Annotated in this window: 18 protein-coding genes and 1 pseudogene; 6 read left to right on the top strand and 13 right to left on the bottom strand. The window is 59.8% G+C overall.

The window, feature by feature from the left end; translation table 11 throughout:
* Positions 1 to 10 precede the first annotated feature (10 nt).
* Genes AXF15_RS02510 through AXF15_RS02490 form a run of 5 tightly spaced genes read right to left on the bottom strand, consistent with a single transcriptional unit; the run spans position 11 to position 5477 of the window.
* Positions 11 to 1126 carry a glycosyltransferase gene (locus AXF15_RS02510; protein WP_066602865.1) on the bottom strand — a complete coding sequence of 372 codons (1116 nt, stop codon included), beginning with the start codon at positions 1124 to 1126 and terminating at the stop codon, positions 11 to 13.
* Positions 1123 to 2304 carry an O-antigen ligase family protein gene (locus AXF15_RS02505; RefSeq protein WP_169793576.1) on the bottom strand — a complete coding sequence of 394 codons (1182 nt, stop codon included), beginning with the start codon at positions 2302 to 2304 and terminating at the stop codon, positions 1123 to 1125. Before AXF15_RS02505 ends, AXF15_RS02510 begins: the two co-directional genes overlap by 4 nt.
* A complete protein-coding gene (locus AXF15_RS02500; protein ID WP_066602859.1) occupies positions 2294 to 3361 on the bottom strand; it encodes a glycosyltransferase in 1068 nt (355 codons plus the stop codon). The genes AXF15_RS02505 and AXF15_RS02500 overlap by 11 nt, the downstream gene beginning before the upstream one ends.
* Positions 3358 to 4356, bottom strand: coding sequence for a polysaccharide deacetylase family protein (locus AXF15_RS02495; RefSeq protein ID WP_066602856.1), 999 nt, complete (start codon positions 4354 to 4356; stop codon positions 3358 to 3360). Before AXF15_RS02495 ends, AXF15_RS02500 begins: the two co-directional genes overlap by 4 nt.
* Positions 4356 to 5477 carry a glycosyltransferase gene (locus tag AXF15_RS02490; protein WP_169793574.1) on the bottom strand — a complete coding sequence of 374 codons (1122 nt, stop codon included), beginning with the start codon at positions 5475 to 5477 and terminating at the stop codon, positions 4356 to 4358. The genes AXF15_RS02495 and AXF15_RS02490 overlap by 1 nt, the downstream gene beginning before the upstream one ends.
* Positions 5478 to 5755: 278 nt before the next feature.
* On the opposite strand from AXF15_RS02490, the gene AXF15_RS02485 reads away from it, so the two are divergent.
* From AXF15_RS02485 to AXF15_RS02480, 3 genes are all read left to right on the top strand, one after another.
* Entirely contained in the window at positions 5756 to 7141 is a 1386-nt protein-coding gene (locus tag AXF15_RS02485) for a sigma-54 dependent transcriptional regulator (RefSeq protein ID WP_066602852.1), read from the top strand.
* A 39-nt stretch (positions 7142 to 7180) separates the two neighbouring features.
* The gene (locus AXF15_RS13265) at positions 7181 to 8149 is read left to right on the top strand and encodes an NYN domain-containing protein (RefSeq protein ID WP_083517809.1); all 969 of its coding nucleotides are present in this window, start codon (positions 7181 to 7183) and stop codon (positions 8147 to 8149) included.
* Positions 8150 to 8214: 65 nt separating this feature from the next.
* Positions 8215 to 9408: a pyridoxal phosphate-dependent aminotransferase gene (locus AXF15_RS02480; RefSeq protein ID WP_066602848.1), complete on the top strand. Its 1194-nt coding sequence runs from the start codon at positions 8215 to 8217 to the stop codon at positions 9406 to 9408.
* Positions 9409 to 9704: 296 nt separating this feature from the next.
* On the opposite strand, the gene AXF15_RS02475 is transcribed toward AXF15_RS02480, so the two are convergent.
* The 8 genes and pseudogenes from AXF15_RS02475 to AXF15_RS02435 form a co-directional block, all read right to left on the bottom strand.
* The gene (locus tag AXF15_RS02475) at positions 9705 to 10502 is read right to left on the bottom strand and encodes a MetQ/NlpA family ABC transporter substrate-binding protein (RefSeq protein ID WP_066602845.1); all 798 of its coding nucleotides are present in this window, start codon (positions 10500 to 10502) and stop codon (positions 9705 to 9707) included.
* A 48-nt stretch (positions 10503 to 10550) separates the two neighbouring features.
* The gene (locus AXF15_RS02470) at positions 10551 to 11210 is read right to left on the bottom strand and encodes a methionine ABC transporter permease (RefSeq protein WP_066602842.1); all 660 of its coding nucleotides are present in this window, start codon (positions 11208 to 11210) and stop codon (positions 10551 to 10553) included.
* Positions 11203 to 12207: a methionine ABC transporter ATP-binding protein gene (locus AXF15_RS02465; RefSeq protein ID WP_066602837.1), complete on the bottom strand. Its 1005-nt coding sequence runs from the start codon at positions 12205 to 12207 to the stop codon at positions 11203 to 11205. Before AXF15_RS02465 ends, AXF15_RS02470 begins: the two co-directional genes overlap by 8 nt.
* Positions 12208 to 12501: 294 nt before the next feature.
* The gene (locus AXF15_RS02460; protein ID WP_066602836.1) at positions 12502 to 13236 is read right to left on the bottom strand and encodes a TroA family protein; all 735 of its coding nucleotides are present in this window, start codon (positions 13234 to 13236) and stop codon (positions 12502 to 12504) included.
* Positions 13233 to 14045, bottom strand: coding sequence for a metal ABC transporter permease (locus tag AXF15_RS02455; RefSeq protein WP_066602829.1), 813 nt, complete (start codon positions 14043 to 14045; stop codon positions 13233 to 13235). The genes AXF15_RS02460 and AXF15_RS02455 overlap by 4 nt, the downstream gene beginning before the upstream one ends.
* A complete protein-coding gene (locus AXF15_RS02450; RefSeq protein ID WP_066608592.1) occupies positions 14027 to 14701 on the bottom strand; it encodes a metal ABC transporter ATP-binding protein in 675 nt (224 codons plus the stop codon). Before AXF15_RS02450 ends, AXF15_RS02455 begins: the two co-directional genes overlap by 19 nt.
* Before the next feature lie 125 nt (positions 14702 to 14826).
* Positions 14827 to 15447, bottom strand: coding sequence for a class I SAM-dependent methyltransferase (locus AXF15_RS02445; protein ID WP_066602826.1), 621 nt, complete (start codon positions 15445 to 15447; stop codon positions 14827 to 14829).
* 2 nt (positions 15448 to 15449) lie between these two features.
* Positions 15450 to 17359: pseudogene (locus tag AXF15_RS02435) on the bottom strand (TonB-dependent receptor).
* Positions 17360 to 17618: 259 nt separating this feature from the next.
* On the opposite strand from AXF15_RS02435, the gene AXF15_RS02430 reads away from it, so the two are divergent.
* The 3 genes from AXF15_RS02430 to AXF15_RS02420 all read left to right on the top strand — a co-directional run bounded on the left by AXF15_RS02430 (position 17619) and on the right by AXF15_RS02420 (position 21608).
* Positions 17619 to 18416 carry a helix-turn-helix transcriptional regulator gene (locus AXF15_RS02430; RefSeq protein WP_236884805.1) on the top strand — a complete coding sequence of 266 codons (798 nt, stop codon included), beginning with the start codon at positions 17619 to 17621 and terminating at the stop codon, positions 18414 to 18416.
* A 158-nt stretch (positions 18417 to 18574) separates the two neighbouring features.
* Positions 18575 to 20101 (top strand): aldehyde dehydrogenase family protein, encoded by a 1527-nt coding sequence (locus AXF15_RS02425; RefSeq protein WP_066608583.1) that lies wholly within the window; start codon positions 18575 to 18577, stop codon positions 20099 to 20101.
* A 25-nt stretch (positions 20102 to 20126) separates the two neighbouring features.
* Positions 20127 to 21608: an APC family permease gene (locus tag AXF15_RS02420; RefSeq protein WP_066602813.1), complete on the top strand. Its 1482-nt coding sequence runs from the start codon at positions 20127 to 20129 to the stop codon at positions 21606 to 21608.
* Positions 21609 to 21662: the final 54 nt, after the last annotated feature.

Genomic DNA, 21662 nt, shown 5'->3' with positions numbered 1-21662 from the left:
GCATGTCCGGTCATGCCCCGGCTTTTTTCCGCAACGCGCGGTGCCAGTCAAGGATGGTCCGGGCCCTGTTTTCCCAGGTGGGCAGATCGGTGCGGGTGCGCATGGCGGCAAGCGCCTCCGGAGTCATGTCCAGAATGTGCCCGGCCTGAGCGCAGAGGTCGTCCATGGAGCCGGGGGCGAAGAGCAGACAGTTCTCTCCGTGGCGCAGAAAGGGCCGCAGGACGGGCAGGTCGGCCGAGAGGACGGGCCTGCCTGTGGCCAGATATTCAAAAAGCTTCAGGGGAGACATGTACGAAATGAGGTCTCCCGTGGGCATGTAGGGCATGACCAGCATGGCCGCATCGTGCAGGATGGCGGGTATGTTTTTGTGAGGCACGGCCGGGTGTGTGAAGAGGTTAGGTGGCGCATCCGCCGCGAGACGGGCGGACTCCCGCGCACTGCCGCCGATGACGACCACGTGCAGATGCGGCAGACGGACTGCGGCTTCGGCCAGAAAGGCCGCCCCTTTTTCGGGGATCAGAGAACCCGTGTAAACCATGGCCGGACGCTCGTACACGACCGGGCCGAACAGCCTGCCCAGACCGCCGGATGCGGGGTGGGCGAAGGCTTCCACATCCACGCCGTCCGGGGCGATGAGCACGCGTTCCGGAGACAGCCCGCCGGCGAGATATTCTTGGGCGATGTGTTCCGAAATGGCCACCACCGCACCGGACCGGGAATCGTTCAGGGCGCGGATGAAATCCGGTATCCGCACCTGTGCGGCATCGCGGGAAACCGCATGGGATTCGAACAGCACCGGCACATCCTCCCGGACCAATTTCCAGGCCAGCCACGGGCTGCGGGTGAAAATCAGCTCCGGCTCTTTCAGTACGGCCAATACGCGTTTTTCAAAACCGTGATCCGGGCCGTCCGGCATGAAATGCACATGCACGTTGCCGGGCAATTTCCGACCGTAGGCCGACAGCCATGTCCCGGCGCGGAACCTGAACCTGCGGGACAGTCCGCCGGGCAGACAGACGTTCAGGCTGTCGACCAAGGGGGCCAGGGCGCAGATCATATGCGCCACCTGCACGGCGTTGGCGTGCCGCGAGGGGATTTTGGACCTGGCGGCGTAGACCAGGTTCACGAAGGTTGCTCCGGTGTGGGAACGAGTCCGCGAGCCATGCCCAGCAACAGAAAGATGAGCACGGCCACATTGGTCACGGTGTGCACCTGAAGCTGGATATGGACGAAGACAAGACCCAGGCAGCCACACAGGCAGAGCGCGCCCGGTGTGGCGTCCCGCGCTTTCCAGACCGCTACACCGGCTCCGGCGAAGGCAAGGAGCAGCAGGAGCGTTCCGGTCAGGCCGTTCTCGGCCAGGGTGTGCAGGATCACGTTGTGGGGTTCGGATAAAATTTCGTGGCGCTGGTGCTGCGGGTGCCGGGCGAACCACTCCTGAACGAAGGGGTCCGACTTTTCCCGGAATGTGCCCACGCCCGCACCCAGAACGGGATGTTCCTGAAAAATTTTCCAGGCCGCGTACCAGACGGACTGCCGTTCCGTGACGCCCTGGTGGGTGGCCAGGTGTTCCGGCGCGATATTGAACCGGTCAGCTTGGTTCAGGACGATGATTCCTCCCACGGCGACAGCCAGACCAAGACCGAGCAGAACGAATTTTCTGCGGGCCGCGAGAAGCAGCGCCGAGCAAGCCAGAAACCCGGAAAAAGTCGCCCTTCTGCCCGCGAGAATCAGGACGCCGGCCAGGAAAAGAGTGGGCGGCAGGTTCGCGTACCAGAGAGACGGCGCTTCCAGAAAATGGCAAAAAAGGATGAACGCGGCCAGCCCCGCGTAGAGGGCCGCTCTGCTGAGATTTTTGAAGGTCAGTTCCGGGTCGTCTAGGGTGATGGATGCATCGCCCATGCTGTCCAGACCCAGAGCGTACAGGATGGCCGCGCCGGCGAACAGCGTGGCAATGAAGCCCGCACCGTAAAGCAGGGCGGGAGCCAGACGGGCGGGACATTTCCAGACGAAGAATTTGCCCAGCAGAAATGGCGGAATCCAGCGTCCGAGCTTGACGGCTTTGCTGTAGTCTCCCGCGCCCAGAAGGACGTTCAGCAGCGCCAGGACGATGAAGGCAAGCAAGCCCAGAAGGGGCGGGTCGAGAAAGAAGGAAGCGATGCGTTTTTCCTTCCACAGCAGATAGAAAATGACGGCGGGCACGGCGAGAAACAGTCCGTCCATGGAGGCGGGGGCCAGACACAACAGAAGAAAGAAAATGCCGGTCAGGGCGGTGACGCCGTTTTCCATCAGTTTAGACTGCACGTCCTGCGACCTCTTCAAAAAAGCGCTCCAGCTCACAGACCATGCGTTCACGGGAGTTTTCCCGCGCCGTAGCGTAGAAAATCCGCCGCAGGGCGAGAATATGTTCATCGCCCGCGTCCAGCAGTTCCATCAATATACGGGCGAGCTCCTCCGGCCGGGCCCCATAGGGCAGAAGCAGGCCGGGAGCGTCCTCAGGCCAGACTTCGGCCACGCCGCCCACGTTTCTGGCCACGCAGACCAACCCTTCGGCCATGGCCTCCAGCAGGGAGTTGGGCAGACCCTCGTTCATCGAGGGCAGCAGAAAAACGTCGGCCTGGCGTAGCAGGGCGCGTACGTCGGGTTGAAATCCATGCCAGAAAACCCGTCCGTTCAGGCCCAGTCTGTCGGCCAGAGCTTTCAGTTCGGCTTCGATGGCGCCCGTTCCCACCACATGATATTCGAAATCGTGGCCCTGCTTTTTAAGCAGGCTCATGGCCGCGAGGGCGTCCTTGTGTCCTTTGTCGGCGTTGAGCTGGCTGGTGGAGATGAAGCACACGGGGCGATGGACGTTTTCCGGCACGGCTGGGGCGGGTTCCTTGCCCGTCAGCACCACGGAGATTTCTTCGGGCCCGAGGTAGCGTAGTTCTTTCAGCAGGCCGTGTTTGATCTGGGCACAGGGGGCGAGCAGAGCCGGGCGGACCCATTTGTGCATGGCCCTGACCTTGAAAGTGTCTTCCATGTCTCCGGACAGACCCACGCGGTGTACTACCGGAATATCGAGCAGCCTGGCCGCGACGCCCGCACTGCGCATGTCCTTGCCCACGTTGACTACTACGAGGTCAGTTTTTCCGGAGCGGAACCAGCGCAGCATTCTGGTCACGAGCAGAGGGTTGAAGTCCGGCCCGAAAGAAACGGCTCTGGCCCGAAGGCCCAGACCAGCCGCCTTGTCCACGAACGGTCCCGGACGGCCGATGATGGATATCTCGTGCCCTCGGGCGCTCAGTGCCCGGGCCGCGTCCAGGGTCCAGCTCTTCACACCGCCCCACTTGCGGGTGGAGTTAACAAAGGCGATATTCATGGCCTTCTCCACCTGAGGCGGTTGATAGTACGCGCAGAGGTGCTATGCGCGAGAAGTAAAAGTTTAGTGAGCAGCCAGATTTTTTTTCTTCTGCTACTGACAGAGAGACGCCCTATGGAGAACGGGTCTGTCTTGCCGCACACTGCATTGTATCTGAGATTAAGCACTCCGAGGAAGCCTGCTTCTTGCGCCGCTTCAAGAGTGATGTTGTCTCCCTGCCCCCAGGGAAGACAAAGAAAGGGGCACGGTTTGTCGAGAATCTCTTCAAGAGTTTTTTTACTTTGTAAAAAATCTTTGATGCAAAATTTCTTACGGAGATCCGGAGAATTGATTTGGAGCTCTTCGCCGGTCCAGGATTTTCCCCAACCATTATGGGCATAGGCGCTGCCTATGGGAAATGTCGGGGTGGAAGGAGGCGCATCATAGCCAGAGAGCGCGTGATGGCTCCAGTGAGCCCGGTCAGAGAGTTGTCCTGTCGGAGTCATGTCCAGATAGCAAGCCTGATGGGCGGCTGTGTGCGAATAAACCTCCATGCCCAGCTCATGGACCGTTGCGAAAATTTCGCTTCGGTTCATGAAAAAGTATTTGTCGCCTTGGAGGGCTCTGCTCATGATGTGTGGTGTTGGCGGTATCTCCAGGGGCGATGCTGTCTGGTCCGATCGCTTACGGGCAGATCCATCCATGATATCATCTGTGATAGCGAAAAAGACGCCTTTCATATTTCTTTTCTGCAACTCTGGGATCGCATATATCCAGTTATCCAGGGTACAGTCATCAAATGTCAGAACAACTGATGGAGATGTTATGGATTTTTTTTCTTGAATGATTTCATAAAGATCAAGTAATGATATTGTATCAAAGCCAATCTTTCTGATGATATCAAGATGTGTCCCGAATTTTTCGGGAGACATGCCGCTGTCTGGCCGCACTTGATGGTAGCATAATACAGGGATGCTTGGCCTGCAGAGTGCTTGAGTAAATGACAGAATGCTCATTATTTTTTTCCCAGAAGCTCCTGGTATATTTTCACTGTGCGTTGGTGCATTGCTGTAATGGAGAACTCCGATGTAAACATGGCCAGATCTGCGGGGGGGGAGTTCAACGCCTGGCGGATCTGGACTTCCGGAGTTTCCGCGTCATTGAGGTAAAAAATTCTTGAATAATAGGCGGATATCTCCTGGATGGGCCTGCTTTTTTGGGCAAGAATAGGCAAACCATGGGCGCATGCTTCGAGAACAACTCCTGGCATTCCCTCATGCTCTGCTTTTGAGGTGAACATGAGTACGTCTAAGAGGGGATATACCCTGTGTATGTCCTGTATCTCCCCTGTAAAGGTAATGAATTGCAAAATATTCAGTTTTTTTGCCATTTCTTTATACGAGGATATATTTCCACTTCCAATAATAACAAAATGAAATGTATCATTCTCTGATTTGATTATACGTTGTATAAAACGTAAAAAAAGTGGAATTCCTTTTTTTGGAGTCAGACGCCCTACAAATCCGACCAGTAAGCGGTCTTCCGGAAGGTTGAATGCGGATTTCAGAAAAGGTTGTTGGTTTTCTGGCAGAGACAGACCGTTATGCAATACACTGAGCCGTGCATTTGGGAGATGGGTTTTTTTCTGGAAATATTCGAGCGACTCTTCAGAAACAAAAAGAATTTTGTGGGAAAATAGTGCGTGGACTACAGATTCTTCAAGAATTTGCCGGAATCTTCTGAATTTGCTTTTGCCATACCAGTGTAGCCCGCGGGAATGGACCTGGCCGATGCGCACCGGCACACGAGCCAGAGCCGCGGCCAAGATGCCAAAAATATTTCCCCCAAACGAATGGGTGTGTACGATATCGGCGTGGTGTCGGCGGAACAAACGGGCCAGCTTCCAGATAGCCACAGGATCCCAGTGTCCTTTGCTCGGCAAAAAATGGACATGCACACCGAGTTGGGCAAGTTCGTCAAAAAAGACGCCGCGCTCTTTGTAGGTGACCACATGCACGTCGTACCGGTCCGTGAGCAATGGCAATAGCGCGCGCAGACGGCGTTGCACACCCCCAATTTTAAGGTTGTTGGTGACCCGGAACAGCACGGGTTTGGGGTTGGGAGATAATATGGCCATGATTGCGATATTTTTTTGCGGGAGGCCCCGCATCCTGCCAGGGCCTTGGACCCATTTTGTCGGACTGTGTTCCGGAGCGATTATCCAGAACCCGACTTGGCGGGAGAGGCGTTTGTACAGTTGTCCCTGTGTCTGCAAAGGGGGCAGAGGCTTGCCGGCCCGCCGGAGGCCATTCCGTTCAAATCAAAAATTGTCAGCGCCACCTAGCAAAGGGGGACGCGGCGGGCAAGGAGCGCTTCATATTGCCAAAAACAGGGGGAACGGATAACGCCCGGTCCATGACGGCCAGACGTATCCTTTTCATTTCCCGCCCTGAATTCATTTCCCCCGTTCATGCGGATCTGAAGCGCAATGACTGCCAGGCCGTAGTGGTGGAAGACAAGCCTTCCGCCCTGAAGGTGCTGGAATCCAAAAAGCCGGATCTCGTGTTCACCCTGCCTTCCCTGCCCGGCTACCGGGCGCAGGATTTTCTGGAGGTGGCCGCCGGATACGATGTGCCAGTGGTGGTTTTCTCGGAAAAGGGCAGTTCCGGGGAGGCGCGGCAGTTCATGGAGCTTGGCGCGGAGGATTACTGGCTGGCCCCCCTGACCTGGGAGAAGATCAGGGCGATGCTCCCCCGCGAAGTTCCCGTCCGGCCCGCTCCGTCCGCGTCTTCGGCTCCGCCCCCCAAGGATTTTTCCATCATCGGCAAACATCCGGCCGTGGCCCGGGTGCTGGCCCTGGCCAGGCAGGTGGCTCCGTCCAGAGCCACGGTGCTCATTTCCGGGGAGTCGGGCACAGGCAAGGAAATGTTCGCCCGCTACATCCATGCCCATTCCGGCCGGGAAAACGGGCCTTTTGTGGCCGTGAACTGCGCGGCCCTGCCCGAGCATCTGCTGGAGAGCGAGTTGTTCGGACATGAGAAGGGCGCGTTTACCGGCGCCATTGCGAGAAAGCTGGGCAAGTTCGAGCTGGCCTCGGGCGGGACTCTGCTTCTGGATGAAATTTCCGAGATGGATCTGGCTTTGCAAGCCAAGCTGCTCCGCGCCCTGCAGGAAGGAGAGATTGACCGCGTGGGCGGCGGCGAAACGGTCCGGGTGGATGTGCGGGTACTGGCCACCACCAACCGGAATCTGGAGCGGCATGTGGAGGAGGGGCATTTCCGTCAGGATCTTTTCTACCGCCTGAATGTCATCCCTTTGCGCTTGCCCGCCCTGTCCCAGCGCGGCGACGACGTGCTGCTGCTGGCCGAAACCTTCATGCGCCGCTACGCCCGCGAGTACGGCCTGGGCGAGATGACTCTTTCACAGGAAGCGCGGGACTGGCTTCTGTCCTATGCCTGGCCCGGCAATGTCCGCGAGTTGCAGAACCTGATGGAGCGGGCCGTGCTGCTGGCCGGTTCCGGCGCCATCCGTCCCGTGCATTTTCTCATGGACGGAGAGGAATGGACGCCTGCGGCCGATGAAGAAGCCCCGCCCGCGGAGCGCCCCGTCCTGCCGGATGCCGGCGGCCGCATTCCGACCATTCAGGAAATGGAAATGCAGCTGATCATGAAAAGCCTGGACACGACCATGGGCAACAGAACCAGGGCCTCGGAGCTGCTGGGCATTTCCGTGCGCACCCTGCGCAACAAGCTGAACGAATACAGAAACGCCGGGCTGGATATCGAGGCCGCACGGGGATGATTCAGCCATATCCAGAAGTTGTAGATCGTGAGGAGCGGCATGAACAGTGAAGAGCAGAAGAAGCTCGCGGTATTGATTGATGCCGACAACGCTTCGGCAGGATTGGCTCAAGAGTTATTTGAAGAGATCGCCAAGTACGGAATAGCCAGTGTCAAACGAATTTATGGTGATTGGAGCAGTCCAACCCTGAAGGGGTGGAAAGATATACTATTAAAGCATGCTCTCGTTCCAGTTCAGCAATTTGCTTATACAAAAGGTAGAGATGCGACGGATATGGGCTTGATTATTGATGCCATGGATTTGTTATATAGCTCCACATTCGATGGATTTTGCTTGGTATCGAGTGATAGTGATTTTACTCCATTGGCTTCTCGAATTCGAGCTAGTGGATTGACTGTTTATGGATTTGGAAAGAATACAACACCGGAAGCATTTCGGCAATCTTGTGATAGATTTTTTTATATTGAGAATTTTGGTTCTGAGCCATGCTTGCAAATATATACAAATGGAGATGGTGAGCAAAAAGATAATTCTATTAAAAAACAACAAAAAATTGAAGGACAATTAAGGAATATTTTGTATAAAGCAATAAAGGATAGTGCAGAAGAAGATACAGGATGGGCTTCTGTATCAAAGATAGGTATATATCTGAGTCAGACTCAGCCTGATTTTGATCCACGTAGCCATGGATACGCAAAATTATCAGGAATATTAAAAGCGTTAGGGGGATTGCAGTTCAGATATGATGAGTCAACTCGTATGTATTGCAGAAAATTTCCTTATCTTGAACTGAGGGCGATAATTAATGAAGCAATGCCAAAATTTCAAAACAAACAAGGATGGGCAAAAATAAATGCAATGGAAAAATATATTAAACCAAGGTGGTCGTATTTAGAATATGGATTTGAATCCTTCTCTGCATTCTTAGAAACTGTCAAATATGTTGAGATAAAGGGAGATGCTATGCGAGTAGTGCGACAGTTAAATGGGGATAATAAAACAGAGTAAATTGGTTCTATTTCAGTAGCATCCGAGATAGCTGCCATATTTTGTACTATCTTGATGGAGAAAACATGATTCTGAGCTCCCGCATTGAAGATTATCTGTCCAGAGCGTCGTGGATCCGGCGCATGTTCGAGGCCGGTATCGAACTGAAAAAACAGTACGGCGCGGACAATGTGTATGATTTCAGCCTGGGCAATCCCGATCTGGCTCCGCCCGCCGCCGTGGCTGCCGGTCTGCGGAAACTGGCCGACGAGGCGGAAAAGCCGTTCGCTTTCGGCTACATGCCCAACGCGGGCTACCCGCAGGTGCGGGAACAACTGGCCAGAACCGTCAGTGCGGAGCAGGGCGCGGCCGTGTCCGCCGCCAACGTGATCATGACCTGCGGCGCGGCGGGCGGCATCAACGCCCTTTTCCGGGCCGTGCTCGAACCGGGCGCCGAGGTGCTCTGTCCCGCGCCGTATTTTGTGGAGTACGGGTTCTACGTTGAAAACCACGGTGGCACACTTCGCTCCGTGCCCGCCAGGCCGCTGACCTTCGAGCTCGATCTGGGTGCTTTGGCTGAGAGCATCACCGAACATACCCGCTGCGTGCTGATCAATTCGCCCAACAATCCCACGGGGCGCGTGTACTCCCGGCAGGAGCTGGCGGCTTTGGCGGATGTGCTGCGCCGGGCTTCGAGCCGGTTCGGCCGGCCCATTCTTCTGGTTTCGGACGAGCCCTACCGCTTTCTGGCCTACGATCAGGCCGAGGTGCCGGGGATTTTTCCCCTTTATGAGCACAGCGTGGTGGTCAGCTCCTTTTCCAAGAATCTGGCTCTGGCCGGAGAGCGCGTGGGCTATGTGGCCGTGAACCCGGCCATGCCCGAGGCCGCGCGGCTGATGGAAGGGCTGGTGCTGGCCAACCGTATTCTCGGCTTTGTCAACGCTCCGGCCGTAGGGCAGCGGCTTCTGGCCGAAGCGTTGGGACATGGGGTGGACGTATCCGTTTACGCCGCCCGGAGAAAAGCCATGGCCGAGGTGCTTGAGGCGGCCGGATTTTCCTTTTCTCTGCCTCAGGGGGCGTTCTACTTTTTTCCCCGCATTCCTCGCGGCAACGATGATACGGCTTTCGTCAGACTGCTGATGGAGGAGCGGATTCTAGCCGTGCCCGGATCGGGCTTCGGCTATCCCGGCTATTTTCGGCTGGCGTTCTGTGTGGACGAAGCCGTCATCCGGGGAGCGGCTCAGGGCTTTGCCCGGGCTTTTGCCGCCGCCTCCGCATGAAGGGCGCTATGGCCGCTTCGACTGCGGACCCGATGTCAATACGGTCCGGGCGGCGTGTTCACAATTTTCTCATGATCTGAGAGACAGCGGCTTGGTATATGCCGGAAGCCCCGCGTTTTGCGGGGCTTTTTTTTTGTCTGCTCCAGGCATTTGGCCGCCTTCCTGATCCGCGGAAATACTGGGCGAATTTCCGTCCGAAGCCGTTTATCTTGTCTCCCGCTCCGGAGAAATCGCAATAAAAACGGCCCGGCCAAACAGGCCCGGGCCGCAGGATTCGGTGAGACGGACAGGAAAAGCTATTTCACGGAAGGCAAAACCGCGCCCTTGTACTTTTCCATGAACTTGGCCAGCTCGGGGCTGACAAGGGCCTTGTACAGGGCCTGGAGTTCGGGGCGCTTTTCATCTCCTTCGCGCACGGCCAGGATATTGGCGTAGGTGGACGCGGCCACGGAGTCGGCGGCTTCCACCGCCAGAGCGTCGGCGACGTTCAGGCCGCCGAGGATGGCGTAGTTGCCGTTGATGATGGCGATGTCCACATCGGGCAGGGAGCGCACCAGCTGGGCGGCCTCGATTTCCTGAATTTTGAGCTTCCTGGGATTCTCCTCGACATCGCGGATGGTGGCGGTCAGCCCGGAGCCCTGCTTCAGCTTGATGAAGCCCTCGGCCTCCAGAAGCAGCAGTGCGCGGCCCTCGTTGGTGGCGTCATTGGGCACGGCCACCAGCGCGCCTTCTTTCAGATCCTTTAGACTCTTGCTCTTGCCCGCGTAGATGCCGAAGGGCTCGTAATGCACCGGGCCCATGGAACCGAGTCTGGTGCCTTTCTGGGCGTTGAAATCATCCAGGTAGGGTTTGTGCTGGAAGTAGTTGGCGTCCAGCTCCTTGCTGTCCAGCGCCATGTTGGGCTGCACGTAGTCGGAATATTCCACGATCTTCACGGTATAGCCCTGCGGCTGCAACAGCTTGGCGGCCTCGGCGAGGATTTCCGCATGGGGCGTGGGGGAGGCCCCCACGGTGATGGTGCCCGCAGCGTGGGCGTTACAGTACAGAAAAGCCGTGGCCAGCAGGATGGCAAAAGCCGGAAAGAGTTTCTTCATGGGTCTTGTCCTTGGGTAACGAGGTTGATGTAAGGCTGCGAAGCCGGCCTACAAACGTTTGTCGCTGCGGCGCGTGGCCCAGCTGCCGAAGCTCTGGAAGACCTGCACGATGACGATCAGCAGGATCACCGTAATGATCATGATATCGGTCTGGTAGCGGTTGTATCCGTACATGATGGCCAGCTTGCCCAGCCCGCCGCCGCCCACGGCCCCGGACATGGCCGAATAGCCGAGGATGGTGATGGCCGACACGGCGCTGCCGTTGATCAGCGAGGGCCGCGCTTCGGGCAGCAGCACCTTGGTGACGATCTGCCAGGTGCTGGCTCCCATGCTCTGGGCCGCTTCCACCACGCCGTTGTCCACCTCCAGCAGGGAGGCTTCCACCAGCCGGGCCACAAAGGGCGCGGCGGCCAGCACCAGCGGCACCACGGTGGCGTTGTTGCCGATGGTGGTGCCCACCAGAAAACGGGTGAAGGGAATGACCGCGATCATCAGGATCAGGAAGGGAAAGGAGCGCGTGAGGTTCACCACCACGTCCAGCACATTGTAGACCAGCGCGTGGGGCCGGATGCCGTCCTTGCGGCAGATGACCAGCACCACTCCCATGACCATGCCGAACACATAGGAAAAAAGCGTCGCCGCCACGGTCATGTAGAGCGTGTCCCACACGCCCGTGAGCAGCATCTCCACGGTCTGCCGGTCAAACATGTTTCATTTCCTCCAGCATGATGCCGCGGGCTTTGGCATAGGCCAGGATCTGCGCGCGGGGTTTCTCCTGTTCGGGCAGCTGCAGCAGCATCTGGCCGAAGGCCACGCCGTTGATGTCGCGGGTGTCGGCGTACATGATGTTCACGGGGCAGCCGCATTCCAGCACCATGTTGGCGATGATTGGCTCGAAGGATGACCGCCCGTTGAAGATGAGGCGGTACAGATTGGTCTGCGGCAGGTTCTGCAGGGCTTCGGGCAGGACCAGACGGCGGGCGGCTTCGGTCTGCGGATGGAAGAAAACGTCTTCCACCGGTCCGTGCTCCACGATTTTTCCCTTGCTGATGATAGCCACGTGGCTGCAAATCTTTTCGATGACGCTCATTTCGTGGGTGATGACCACAGCCGTGATGCCGAGCTGGGCATTGATGTCCTTGATGAGCGCGAGAATGGAGTCTGTGGTGGCCGGATCCAGGGCGGAGGTGGCCTCGTCGCTGAGCAGCACGCGCGGATTGGTGGCCAGGGCGCGGGCGATGGCCACACGCTGCTTCTGGCCCCCGGAAAGCTTCGAGGGGTAGGAATCCATGCGCTTGGCCAGGCCCACCAGAGTCAGCAGCTCCGAGGCCCGTTTGCGGGCTTCGGCCGGGCGCATGCCCGTCAGTTCCAGCGGGAAGCAGACATTCTGCAGGGCCGTGCGCTGCATGAGCAGGTTGAACTGCTGAAAGATCATGCCCATGGAGCGCCGGGCCTCGCGCAGGGCGGACTCGGGCAGACGGCAGAGATCCCGGCCTTCAAAGAGGACGCTGCCGCCTGTGGGGCGCTCCAGCATGTTGATGCAGCGCACCAGCGTGGATTTGCCCGCGCCGCTTTTGCCGATGATGCCGAAAATGTCTCCCTGGCCCATGGCGAGGTCGATGCCCCGCAGGGCGAACACATCGGCGTTTTTACCGGAAAAGCGCTTTTCCAGCCCTTGAAGAATGATGATGGGGTTGTCCGTCATAGTGTCTCCGCCGTGATGCTGCCGCTCCGGGAAGGACGGCCGGGGCCTTTTCCCGGAATGGTGGAACCCGGTAGCACACTTCGCTGCGGACGCAAAGAGGCGGAAGAAGGCTGGCCCCTGTGGGACGCTTGGGCCCTCTTTTAATTCATGGAGACGCCGCGCCGTCTTCGCGGACATGGCTGCGCAGCCGGAGCCCGGACAGGCGTGACGGCGTGGATGCCTGTTGTGTGAGGTGCGGTTCCGGAAGGAACGGGATTTCCGCCGGGGCCGGGAGACTGCGCCTGACGAGCGGTTTTATTCGCTTGTTGCGTCCATAAGAGCCCGTGCATTGGCCCGGAATACGTCCAGCAGATCCATGCCCGGTCCTGGAAAATTGATCATGACGGCCCGGCCGCACCCGGCTGATTCGGCAATGGGGCCGCCCGTGGGCATGTGCGCGTTGTCCAGCACCAGATCGGGTTTCTGTCCGGCCAGCCGCAGCAGCTCGCCGGGTTGCAGGGGGCCGGGACCGAAGACTCCGGCCGGTTCGAGCCCGGCGAAGTCCGCCCAGACGGTCATGAATTTATGCGCCACGGCCCGCTTGCCTCTGGCCGCGAAATGTTGCCGCAACTCTCCTGCGAGGCGGGCGTATTCCCGGTCGAATTCCCGGACGAAAGCGGCGGCCCTGTCCTGGGTTCCGAAAAGCTCACCCAAGCGCAGCACTTCCTCGCGGACAGTCTGGGGGCTGTTGTTCAGGCGCACCTTCACTATCCGGGCGGTACCGCCGGCGGCGTCCCGCAGACGCTGGGCAAAGCCTTCGAAGCCTCCAAGCAGAACGAAATCCGCGCCGCGCACCTTGAGCAGATCCGACGGCTTGGGATCGTAATCCGGCGGATGCTGCAGATTTTCCGGGGCGATGACCGGCACCTGTTCCGCTCCGGCCGCGCGGGCCAGGGCGGCGGCCCATCCGGTGGAGGCCACAACACGCGCTTCGGCCTGAAGGGTGGCGGGAAGGGCGAGAAAAAGCAGAAAAAAGAGCATGCGTTTCATGTCTGTCTTTCTTTCCAGAAATAGGAGCACAAGGTGATGGTTCCGGCCGTGAGCACCAGAATGGGACCCAGCGGCTGATCCAGCAGGACGGCCAGAAAAAAACCGGCCACGTTGCCGCTCAGACCGAAGAAAACCGCCCAGGCAGCAATGGAGTTCAGACTGGAGCCGGTATTGCGCGCGGCCAGGGCCGGGAGAATGGTCACCGCGTCCACCAGCAGCGCGCCGGTCAGCCGGATGGATGCGGCAATGGCCACGGCGATGGCCACATAGAGGGCTACGGTCAGACTCCGGACCGGCACTCCGGAGCACCAGGCCAGTTCCCTGTCGTAGAGGAGCAGGGCCAGACTGCGGCGCTTCCAGACAAAGAGAGCCGCAAGTCCCAGACTGATCAGGCCCAGCAGGAGGACCTCCACGGGCCGCACGGCCAGGAGGGAGCCCCAGAGCAGTTCGAAGGCGGCGTTGGCGTGGACGCCGCTTATGGAAAGCACCAGAAACGCCAGAGCGATGGCCAGAACCATGAGAAAGCCCATGGCTCCGGGGGCTCCGGCCGGGCGTTCGGAGAAAAGGGCCAGCAGGCGTCCGGCCAGAGCGCACAGGATGAGGGCCGGAATGAGCGGTTCCAGGGAAAAGACCAGTCCCAGAGCCGCTCCCAGCAGGGCCACGTGCATGACCGTGAAGCGGATAGGGTAAATGTTCAGCCCCACGATGAACACGCCCACCAGCGGCAACCCCAGCCCCGAGAGGATCAGGGCGGCGAAGCCATGCTGCACCGGCGGCAGAGTCAGCACGCTCAGGATGCCGGTATCCATTCGTCCGTCGCTTCCCGGACGCGGCCCTGGGCCATGTGCAGGACACGGTGGCATTTGCAGGCCATGTTCGGATCGTGGGTGACTACGATCATGGTCGCGGGCAGGACGGCGAGTATCTCCGCCACCTGTTCCTGACCCCCAAAGTCCAGAGCGGCCGTGGGTTCGTCGGCCAGCAACAGGCTCGCGCCCTCATGCAGCATGCCGAGGGCTCTGGCCAGGTAGGCCCGTTGCCGTTGTCCGCCGGACAGAGCTGACAGCGGCCGCTGCAGGAGGCCGCCGATGCCCAGTTCTCCGGCCGCGTCCAGAACCGCCGTTTCTTCGGTCCCGGCCCGGAGCAGTTCTTCCACGGTAAAGGGAAACTGCCCCTTGGGCAGATGCTGGGGCATCCAGGCCATGCCGGGATGGGCTTTTTCCGGACTGGCGGGCAGTTCCGTCCCGTTCAGGCGGATGGAGCCGGTCCAGCCCCGATGTAGTCCCATGATGGCCCGAAGCAGTGTGGTCTTGCCCGATCCGTTGCCGCCGACAATGGCGACATGCTCGCCGGAAGCCACATCCAGATGCACGTTCTGTACGGCCGGTTCACGGCCGAAACGGCAGGTCAGGGCGTGGACCTCCAGATGCGGAGGTCGCAGGGAACTGGGGGCAGTTGTGGTCATGGCTGGTTCCGTGCGTTTCCCGGCATGGGCGGACTGCCCGGTGCAGGCCGTCCGGCGGAGAAAACGTCCGAGGCCGAGCATATGTCCTGAAGGCCCGGCAGGCAATCGGGGGAGCGCCTGGCACGTTATTCCGCGTCCGGCTGCGTTGTGCCGGTTTTCCGGGCGCGGGCCAGATAGCGTCCCGGACGATCAGTGATGTCCGGTCTGGAGAGTCCGGCCCGGAGGAAGAAGCGTTCCATGTCCGCCGCGCGGGGAAGCAGGTCGTCCGCCACGGCTTTCGCGGAGCCGTGATGTCTGGTCAGTTCTTCGCGGCTCATCAGATGCGCGATGATGACTTCTCCGCCCGGTCTGGCCGCGCGGGCCAGTTCTTCCAGCGCCAGGGCCGGGTCGGCGAAATGCGGGAATGCGGCAAAGCAGATGACATGGTCGAACCAGTTCCTGCGCACGGCCATGTGCAGTGCATCGCCCTGAAAGAACAGGTCCCGCGGGGCGAGCTGCTTGCGCCGGGCCTGGCGGATCATGTTGCCCGAAATGTCGAAGGCCGCGAGAATGCCGTCACCTCCGAGAATGCGGCGCAGACAGGGCTGGAGCACGCCCGGTCCGGTGCCCGCGTCCAGCACGCGGGAGCCGGGCGTGACGCCGAACTCCCGCACCAGCTCTTCCAGACGGACCCGGACGTCGGGCGGGTAGCACCGTTCTTCCCACCCCTCGGCCCGGCTGTCGAAGAAGGCTCGCTGCCCGTTCATGTTCAGAACGCAAGCGTCAGGCCGAGCATGCCGTTTGCGCCGGGCATGGGGTAGCCCGGCAGGTACTCGTAGTCACTGTCCGTGAGGTTTTCCCCGGCCAGAAAGATTTCCATCTTCCAATCGTCCACGGGAACGGCGTAAGCCAGCTTGCCGTTCAGCAAGAAATAGCCGTCGGACCTGACCGTTCCGGCCGGACCTTTGCGCCGGGCCTGGGCGGTGACGTACATGTCCGAGACGCGCTGGGCGTCCAGACTCAGGTGGAAGCGTTCCAGAAAACGCCAGTTCAGGCCCGCGCTGATGGTTGAGGCCGGGACGTACGGCCGTTTGTCCTCGTCGCTGTCCAGAAAGGCCGCGCCCAGAAACAGAGACAGGTCGTCTGTGGGGGAGAAGTTCAGGGTCGCCTCCACACCCCGGACGGTGTAGTCGCCCAGGTTGGCGTAAACCGGCGGCGGGGGGGCGGCGGGACGATCAGGTACCGGTTTTTGCCCTTGTCCCGGAAAAAGGTCAGATCCGCGCGAAGCCGGTCCCAGGTGTGGGAGATGCCGATTTCGTAGTGGTCGAGGGTTTCCGCTTCGAGATCGCGCCAGGATTTTCCGAGCCTTGGAATGACGTGCTCGGACAGGATCACCACTTCCAGGCCGGGATAGATGACGCCCCGGGAATACCCGGCATGCAGCCGCGTGTCCTTGTAGCCGAAAATGATTCCGGCGTGGGGAGCCGTTTCGCTGTCGAATTCGCTGTGCGTGTAGTGCCGAAGCCCCGCCGACGGAATGACATGCAGGCCGTCCGGGTCGCCGAAAAGCTGGCTGAAGGCCGCGTACGGCGAGAAGATGCGTTGTGTGGGGCCGTCCCAGCTCGATTTCGCGCCGGACCTTTTTTCAAAATCGGCCTCGCCGGTGATGACGTCCCAGTCCAGGCCCATGGTCAGTTCCCCATCGGTCCAGGGGCGTATTTTTTCATGGACGCGCACGCCGGAGAAGGTGAATTTGTTCAGATTCCTTTTGTCCGGCGGCCGCTGGTCGCGCCAGTCCCCCTGACCGGAGTTGGCGAACAGTTTCAGCGCGCCCTCGAAATTTTTGTATTCATGTCCGAGGGACGCGACGCCCATGCCCGCGCGGGTCGCGTACTTGCCCGCGCGGGTCGCGGATTCCCTGCCGTCTTCGCCCGGATCGTGCGCGAAGTTGTCCGTATACAGTCCGAACAGGCTGACATCCCAGTTGGAGCCAAGTTCCGCGTCGATCCTGCCGAAATAGTTGGAGAGCTGTCCGTCGGCGCGGGATCTGTGTCCGTCCGAACGCCGGAAGCTCTGGCCCAGAAAATAATCCACCGCGCCGGTTCTGCCGCCGTGCTCGGCCTTTTCGATGAAGGTGCCGAAGCTGCCTCCGGCCAGGTGCAGGCCGGTCTCGAAGCCTTCCTCCCGCCTGCGTTTGGGGTCGATGTTGATGGCCGCGAAGGCATTGCCGAAAATCTGCGGCTGCGGGCTTTTATGGACGCGCAGGGAATGGGCCGGGTCGATGGACAGAAGGTCCAGCAACGGATGGTTCCATACGCCCATGTACATGGGCACGCCGTCTATGAAGGTCTTGATTTCGCCTCCCGGGCGGCTGGCCCCCATGCCCCGGATGAAGATGCCGCCGCCCTCCGCCCCGCCGAAAGAGCCGATGGGATTGTACCGGGAAATGTTCACGCCGGGCGTGCGGCGCAGGGCCGTGCCCAGGTCTGCCGCGTTCAGGTTGTCCATCTGTTTTTCGGTGACCACCGTGGATGTGGAGGCGAAGCGGTCCACATGATTGTCCTCGATGATGGGCCTGCCCACGACGACAATCTCTTCGAGGGTGTGGGCGGCCCCCGGAACGGGAAACACGGCGGCGAACAGGTATGCCGCAAGCAGAAGGCTTGTTTTGGCGGACATATTCTCTCCCTTGTGGTACTGTTGTCAGCTATGCTGTACAGAAAAAGAATATGCTGAACAAAAAAATAATCAAACAGAATTATCTTTTTGGATAAAATAGCACGTAGAGGCATCCTTGCCGTGAAGTCCCAATGAAATTGCGCCGCCAGTGGACTTTTCTCATTGAGGGGCCGGCGGCGAGATGCTAATTTTCATGCATGGCTCGGCTTCACTCCAGAAAGGCGTTGCCCCGGCGGGCCGCGCGGGGCGGCAGACTCCCATGAACATGCCGGAATCGTACAGGCAGATCGAGGTCAAAAGCTACGATGTGCCCTTTTCGCGGCTGTCCCGTCCTGTTTTCTGGTTCAACGACAGCCTCCGGGCGGGCACCTGGAGCAATCGTCACATCCATGACGACTGGGGCGAACTGGCCTTTGTCCGCGCGGGCTATATGGTCGTCTGCGCCGAGCCCGGCAACTATCTGGCCCCGCCCCACCGGGCCGTCTGGATTCCGCCCGGCCTGTCCCACGAATGGTATCTGCCCGAAGATTCCATTGATTGCAGCCTCTATGTCCGGCCCGATGTCTTAAGAGAATACCCGCGTTTTCTGTCCTACCACGCGCTGGAAATTTCCCCGCTCGTCAGGGAACTCATCGTTTTTCTGTCCGTCCAGGACTGGCCCTACCCGGAGGGCGTCGTATCCAGAGCCGTGGCCGTGCTGTTCGACCAGCTCGTCCTGGCCCCGGAAACGGACATGCCTCTCGCCATGCCCCACGACCGCCGCCTGATCGGGCTGTGCACCGCATTGCTCAAGGAGCCGCACATCTGCCGCACCGTCCCCCAGTGGTGCGATCTGCTGGGCATGTCGGAACGCACTCTGGCCCGTCTGTTCAAGGAGCAGACCGGAGAAACATTCGGCCGCTGGCGGCAGAAAATCCGGCTTCAGCACGCGGCCGTGGAACTGAGAACCGGGGCCAGTGTCACCTCGGTGGCCCTTGGCTGCGGCTACGCGTCGGTCTCCGCGTTCATCTCCGCGTTCAAGGATTTTTTCGGCTGCACTCCGGGCAGGATGCCCTGACCGCCGTTTTTCCCGTCTTTTTCCTCCGATTCTCCGGGTCGCGATAAAACCAACTTGGCAGGATTTCGTTATTCTTTGGCAGGATGAAGAAAGTCCGCAGGACAGGATTTTTCTATGGAGAAATCATAGTTGGAAAATTTTCATCACGGGAGGAGCATATGGGCCAGATAAAAATCCGCAATTTCATCGATGGACAATGGCGGGAAGATGCCGGCTGCGGCGAGACGCCGCTGTACAATCCTTCCACAGGGGAACAGATCGGCGTGGTTCCCATGTCGGACGAAAACACGTCGCGTGCGGCGGTCGAGAGCGCGGCCAAGGCCTACGAAAAGTGGAAACACATGCCGGTGGCGAAGCGCATGTCCTTTCTGTACAAAATCCGCGAATACATGGCCCGGGATCTGGAAATCCTGGCGCAGGCCATCGCCCTCGACCAGGCCAAGCACATTTCCGAGGCCCGCGGCGAAGTGCAGCGGGTCATCGAGATCATTGAAGCCGCGGCCTGCACGCCGGCCCTCATTCAGGGCGCCACCCTGGAGCACATCGCGAACAACATCACCGGCAAGGTGGTGCGCCAGCCCCTGGGCGTTTTCGCCGGCGTGGCGCCGTTCAACTTTCCGGCCCTGGTTTTCGGGTGGTTCATTCCCTACGCCCTGGCAGCCGGAAATACGTTCATCTTCAAGCCCTCCACCAAATCCCCCTACTTCATGCAGAAGATGTGTGACATCTTCATGGAAGCCGAACTGCCGGAAGGCGTGGTCAACGTCATTCACGGCAACCGGAGCCTGACGGAAATCTGGTACGACGATCCGAGCATCGCCGGAGTCTGCCTGGTGGGCTCCACGGGCACGGCCAAAAAGATGGCGGCCAGCTGCGCCCGAGGGGCCAAGCGCTCCATGCTGCTGGGCGGCGCCAAGAACATGCTGGTGGTCATGGAGGACGCCGACCTGGACCTCTTCATCTCCAACTACCTGAATTCCTGCTTCGGGTCCGCCGGACAGCGCTGCCTGGCCGGTTCCATCGTGGCCGCCGTGCCGGAAATCTACGAGGAAGTGCTGGAACGCATGGTGGAGGCTTCGCGCGAGCTCAAGGTCGGCGACGCCATGGACCCCGACGTGTACATGGGCCCGCTCATTTCCCGCGAGGCCGTGGAAAATGTCTGCGACTACACGGAAAAAGCTCTGGCTCACGGCGGCGGCTGCAAACTGATTCTCGACAGACGCAAACTGGATCTGCCTGAAAAGAACAGAAACGGGTTCTTTGTCGGGCCGGTCATCATCCGGGACATCACGCCCTGCAATCCGCTGTTCACCACCGAAGTCTTCGGGCCGCTGGTGGGCACCATCAAAATCGCGGACATGGACGAGGCTCTGTATCACATCCGGGCCTCGGAATACGGCAACGGCGCCTGCATCTTCACCCGGAGCCAGTATTACGCCGAACGCTTCAGCAGCGAGGCCGACGTGGGCATGGTCGGCGTCAATGTCGGCATCTGCGCCCCGCATCCGTACATTCCCTTCGGCGGGATCAAGGGCTCGCTTTTGGGCACCAACAAGGTGCAGGGCAAGGATGGCATTGATTTCTTCACTCAGAACAAGGTGGTGACCATCCGCACCGCACCGAAGGACGGGCAGGCTCCGGCGGCCGTCCAGGGCGGCAGGGTGCGTTCGTGCGTGGCTTCGTGAACAACCCGAAAAGCGAGGAAGATGTATGTCAGACATAAACACCGCTCCCGGAAAACTGGCCAAAACCCTGACTCCGGCTCAGGTCTGGGCTCTGGCTCTCGGTTCCATTGTCGGATGGGGCTGCTTCGTGCTTCCCGGCGACATGTTTCTTCCCCAGGCCGGTCCGCTGGCCGCCGTTCTCGGCTTTTTCATAGGCGCGTTTCTCCTGCTCTTCGTGGCGGTCGTCTATGGTTACATGATCGAGTACGTTCCTGTGGCGGGCGGGGAGTACGCCTACGCCTACAGCGGCTTCGGGCCAACCTGCGCCTTTGTCTGCGGCTGGGCGCTGGTGCTCGGGTATGTGGTCATCATCGCCATCAACATCTCGGCTCTGGCCCTGCTGGTGCGTTTTCTCTTTCCCGGTGTGTTCGAATTCGGGGAGCTGTACACCATCGTCGGCTGGAAGGTGTATTTCGGCGAGGTGCTGCTCATGTACGCCGCCACACTCTTCTTCGGCATCATGAATTACTGCGGCATCAACATTGCGGGCGTCATCCAGATCATTCTGGCTTTTGCCTTAAGCGGCGGCGTGCTGGTGCTTTTCGGCGGCGTCCTGAGCACGGAAAGCACGCATCTGAGCAATCTGGCGCCCCTTTTCGCGGAGCACCGTCCGCCTCTGCTCTCGATCCTGTCCATCCTCGCCATCGCCCCCTTTCTGTTCGTAGGGTTCGACACCGTGCCCCAGGCGGCGGAAGAGTTCTCCTTTCCGCACAGCAAATCCCGTAACATCATGCTGGCCGCCATTTTATGGGGAGCGGTACTGTACTCCCTGGTGACGCTCTCCGTGGCGCTTCTCGTGCCCTATCCGGAAATGCTTGCCAGAATGGACGTTCTGCGCGCCCAGGGGCAGACGGCCTGGGCCACGGGCGAGGTCTGCAATATCGTCTTCGGCCGTCTGGGATCGGTGGTGCTGGCCGTGAGCGTTCTCGGAGCGGTCTGCACGGGCATCAACGGATTCTACGTGGCCACCACGCGTCTTCTCTTGAGTATGGCCAGAGGAAGCATACTGCCGAAGTGGTTCGCGGAAATTCATCCGCGTTTCCAGTCTCCGCACAAGGCCATCGTGTTCACCATCGGCATTGTCTTGCTCACGCCGTGGTGCGGGCGCGCCGTTGTGGGCTGGATCGTGGACATGTCCTCGGTGGGCACCGCCATCGCCTATCTGTTCACCTGCCTGGCGGCCTGGCGGATGTTCAGGCACACCCCTAACATCTCCAACAAGGCCGGGAAGATTCTGGTCTGCGCCGTCGGCGTGCTGACCTCGCTGATCTGCATCGCCCTGCTGCTTTTGCCCATGTCCCCGGCATTCATCGGTCTGGCCCCCAGGATCATCATGCTGGTCTGGATCGTGCTGGGCTTTCTGTTTTACCGGGCCACCAGCCCCGAATGGGGCAGGATTCCCGAACGCGAATTGCGGGCGAGGATCATGGGGCGCCCGGATATCCCCGTGTTTTTCGGAAAGAAATAGCACGCCGAACCTGATGGGCGTTAAAAAACCGTCCCGCGCCGGATCATCCGGGCG

Source organism: Desulfomicrobium orale DSM 12838 (assembly GCF_001553625.1).
GTDB lineage: Bacteria > Desulfobacterota > Desulfovibrionia > Desulfovibrionales > Desulfomicrobiaceae > Desulfomicrobium > Desulfomicrobium orale.
This window is presented reverse-complemented; position numbering and strand designations above follow the sequence as displayed.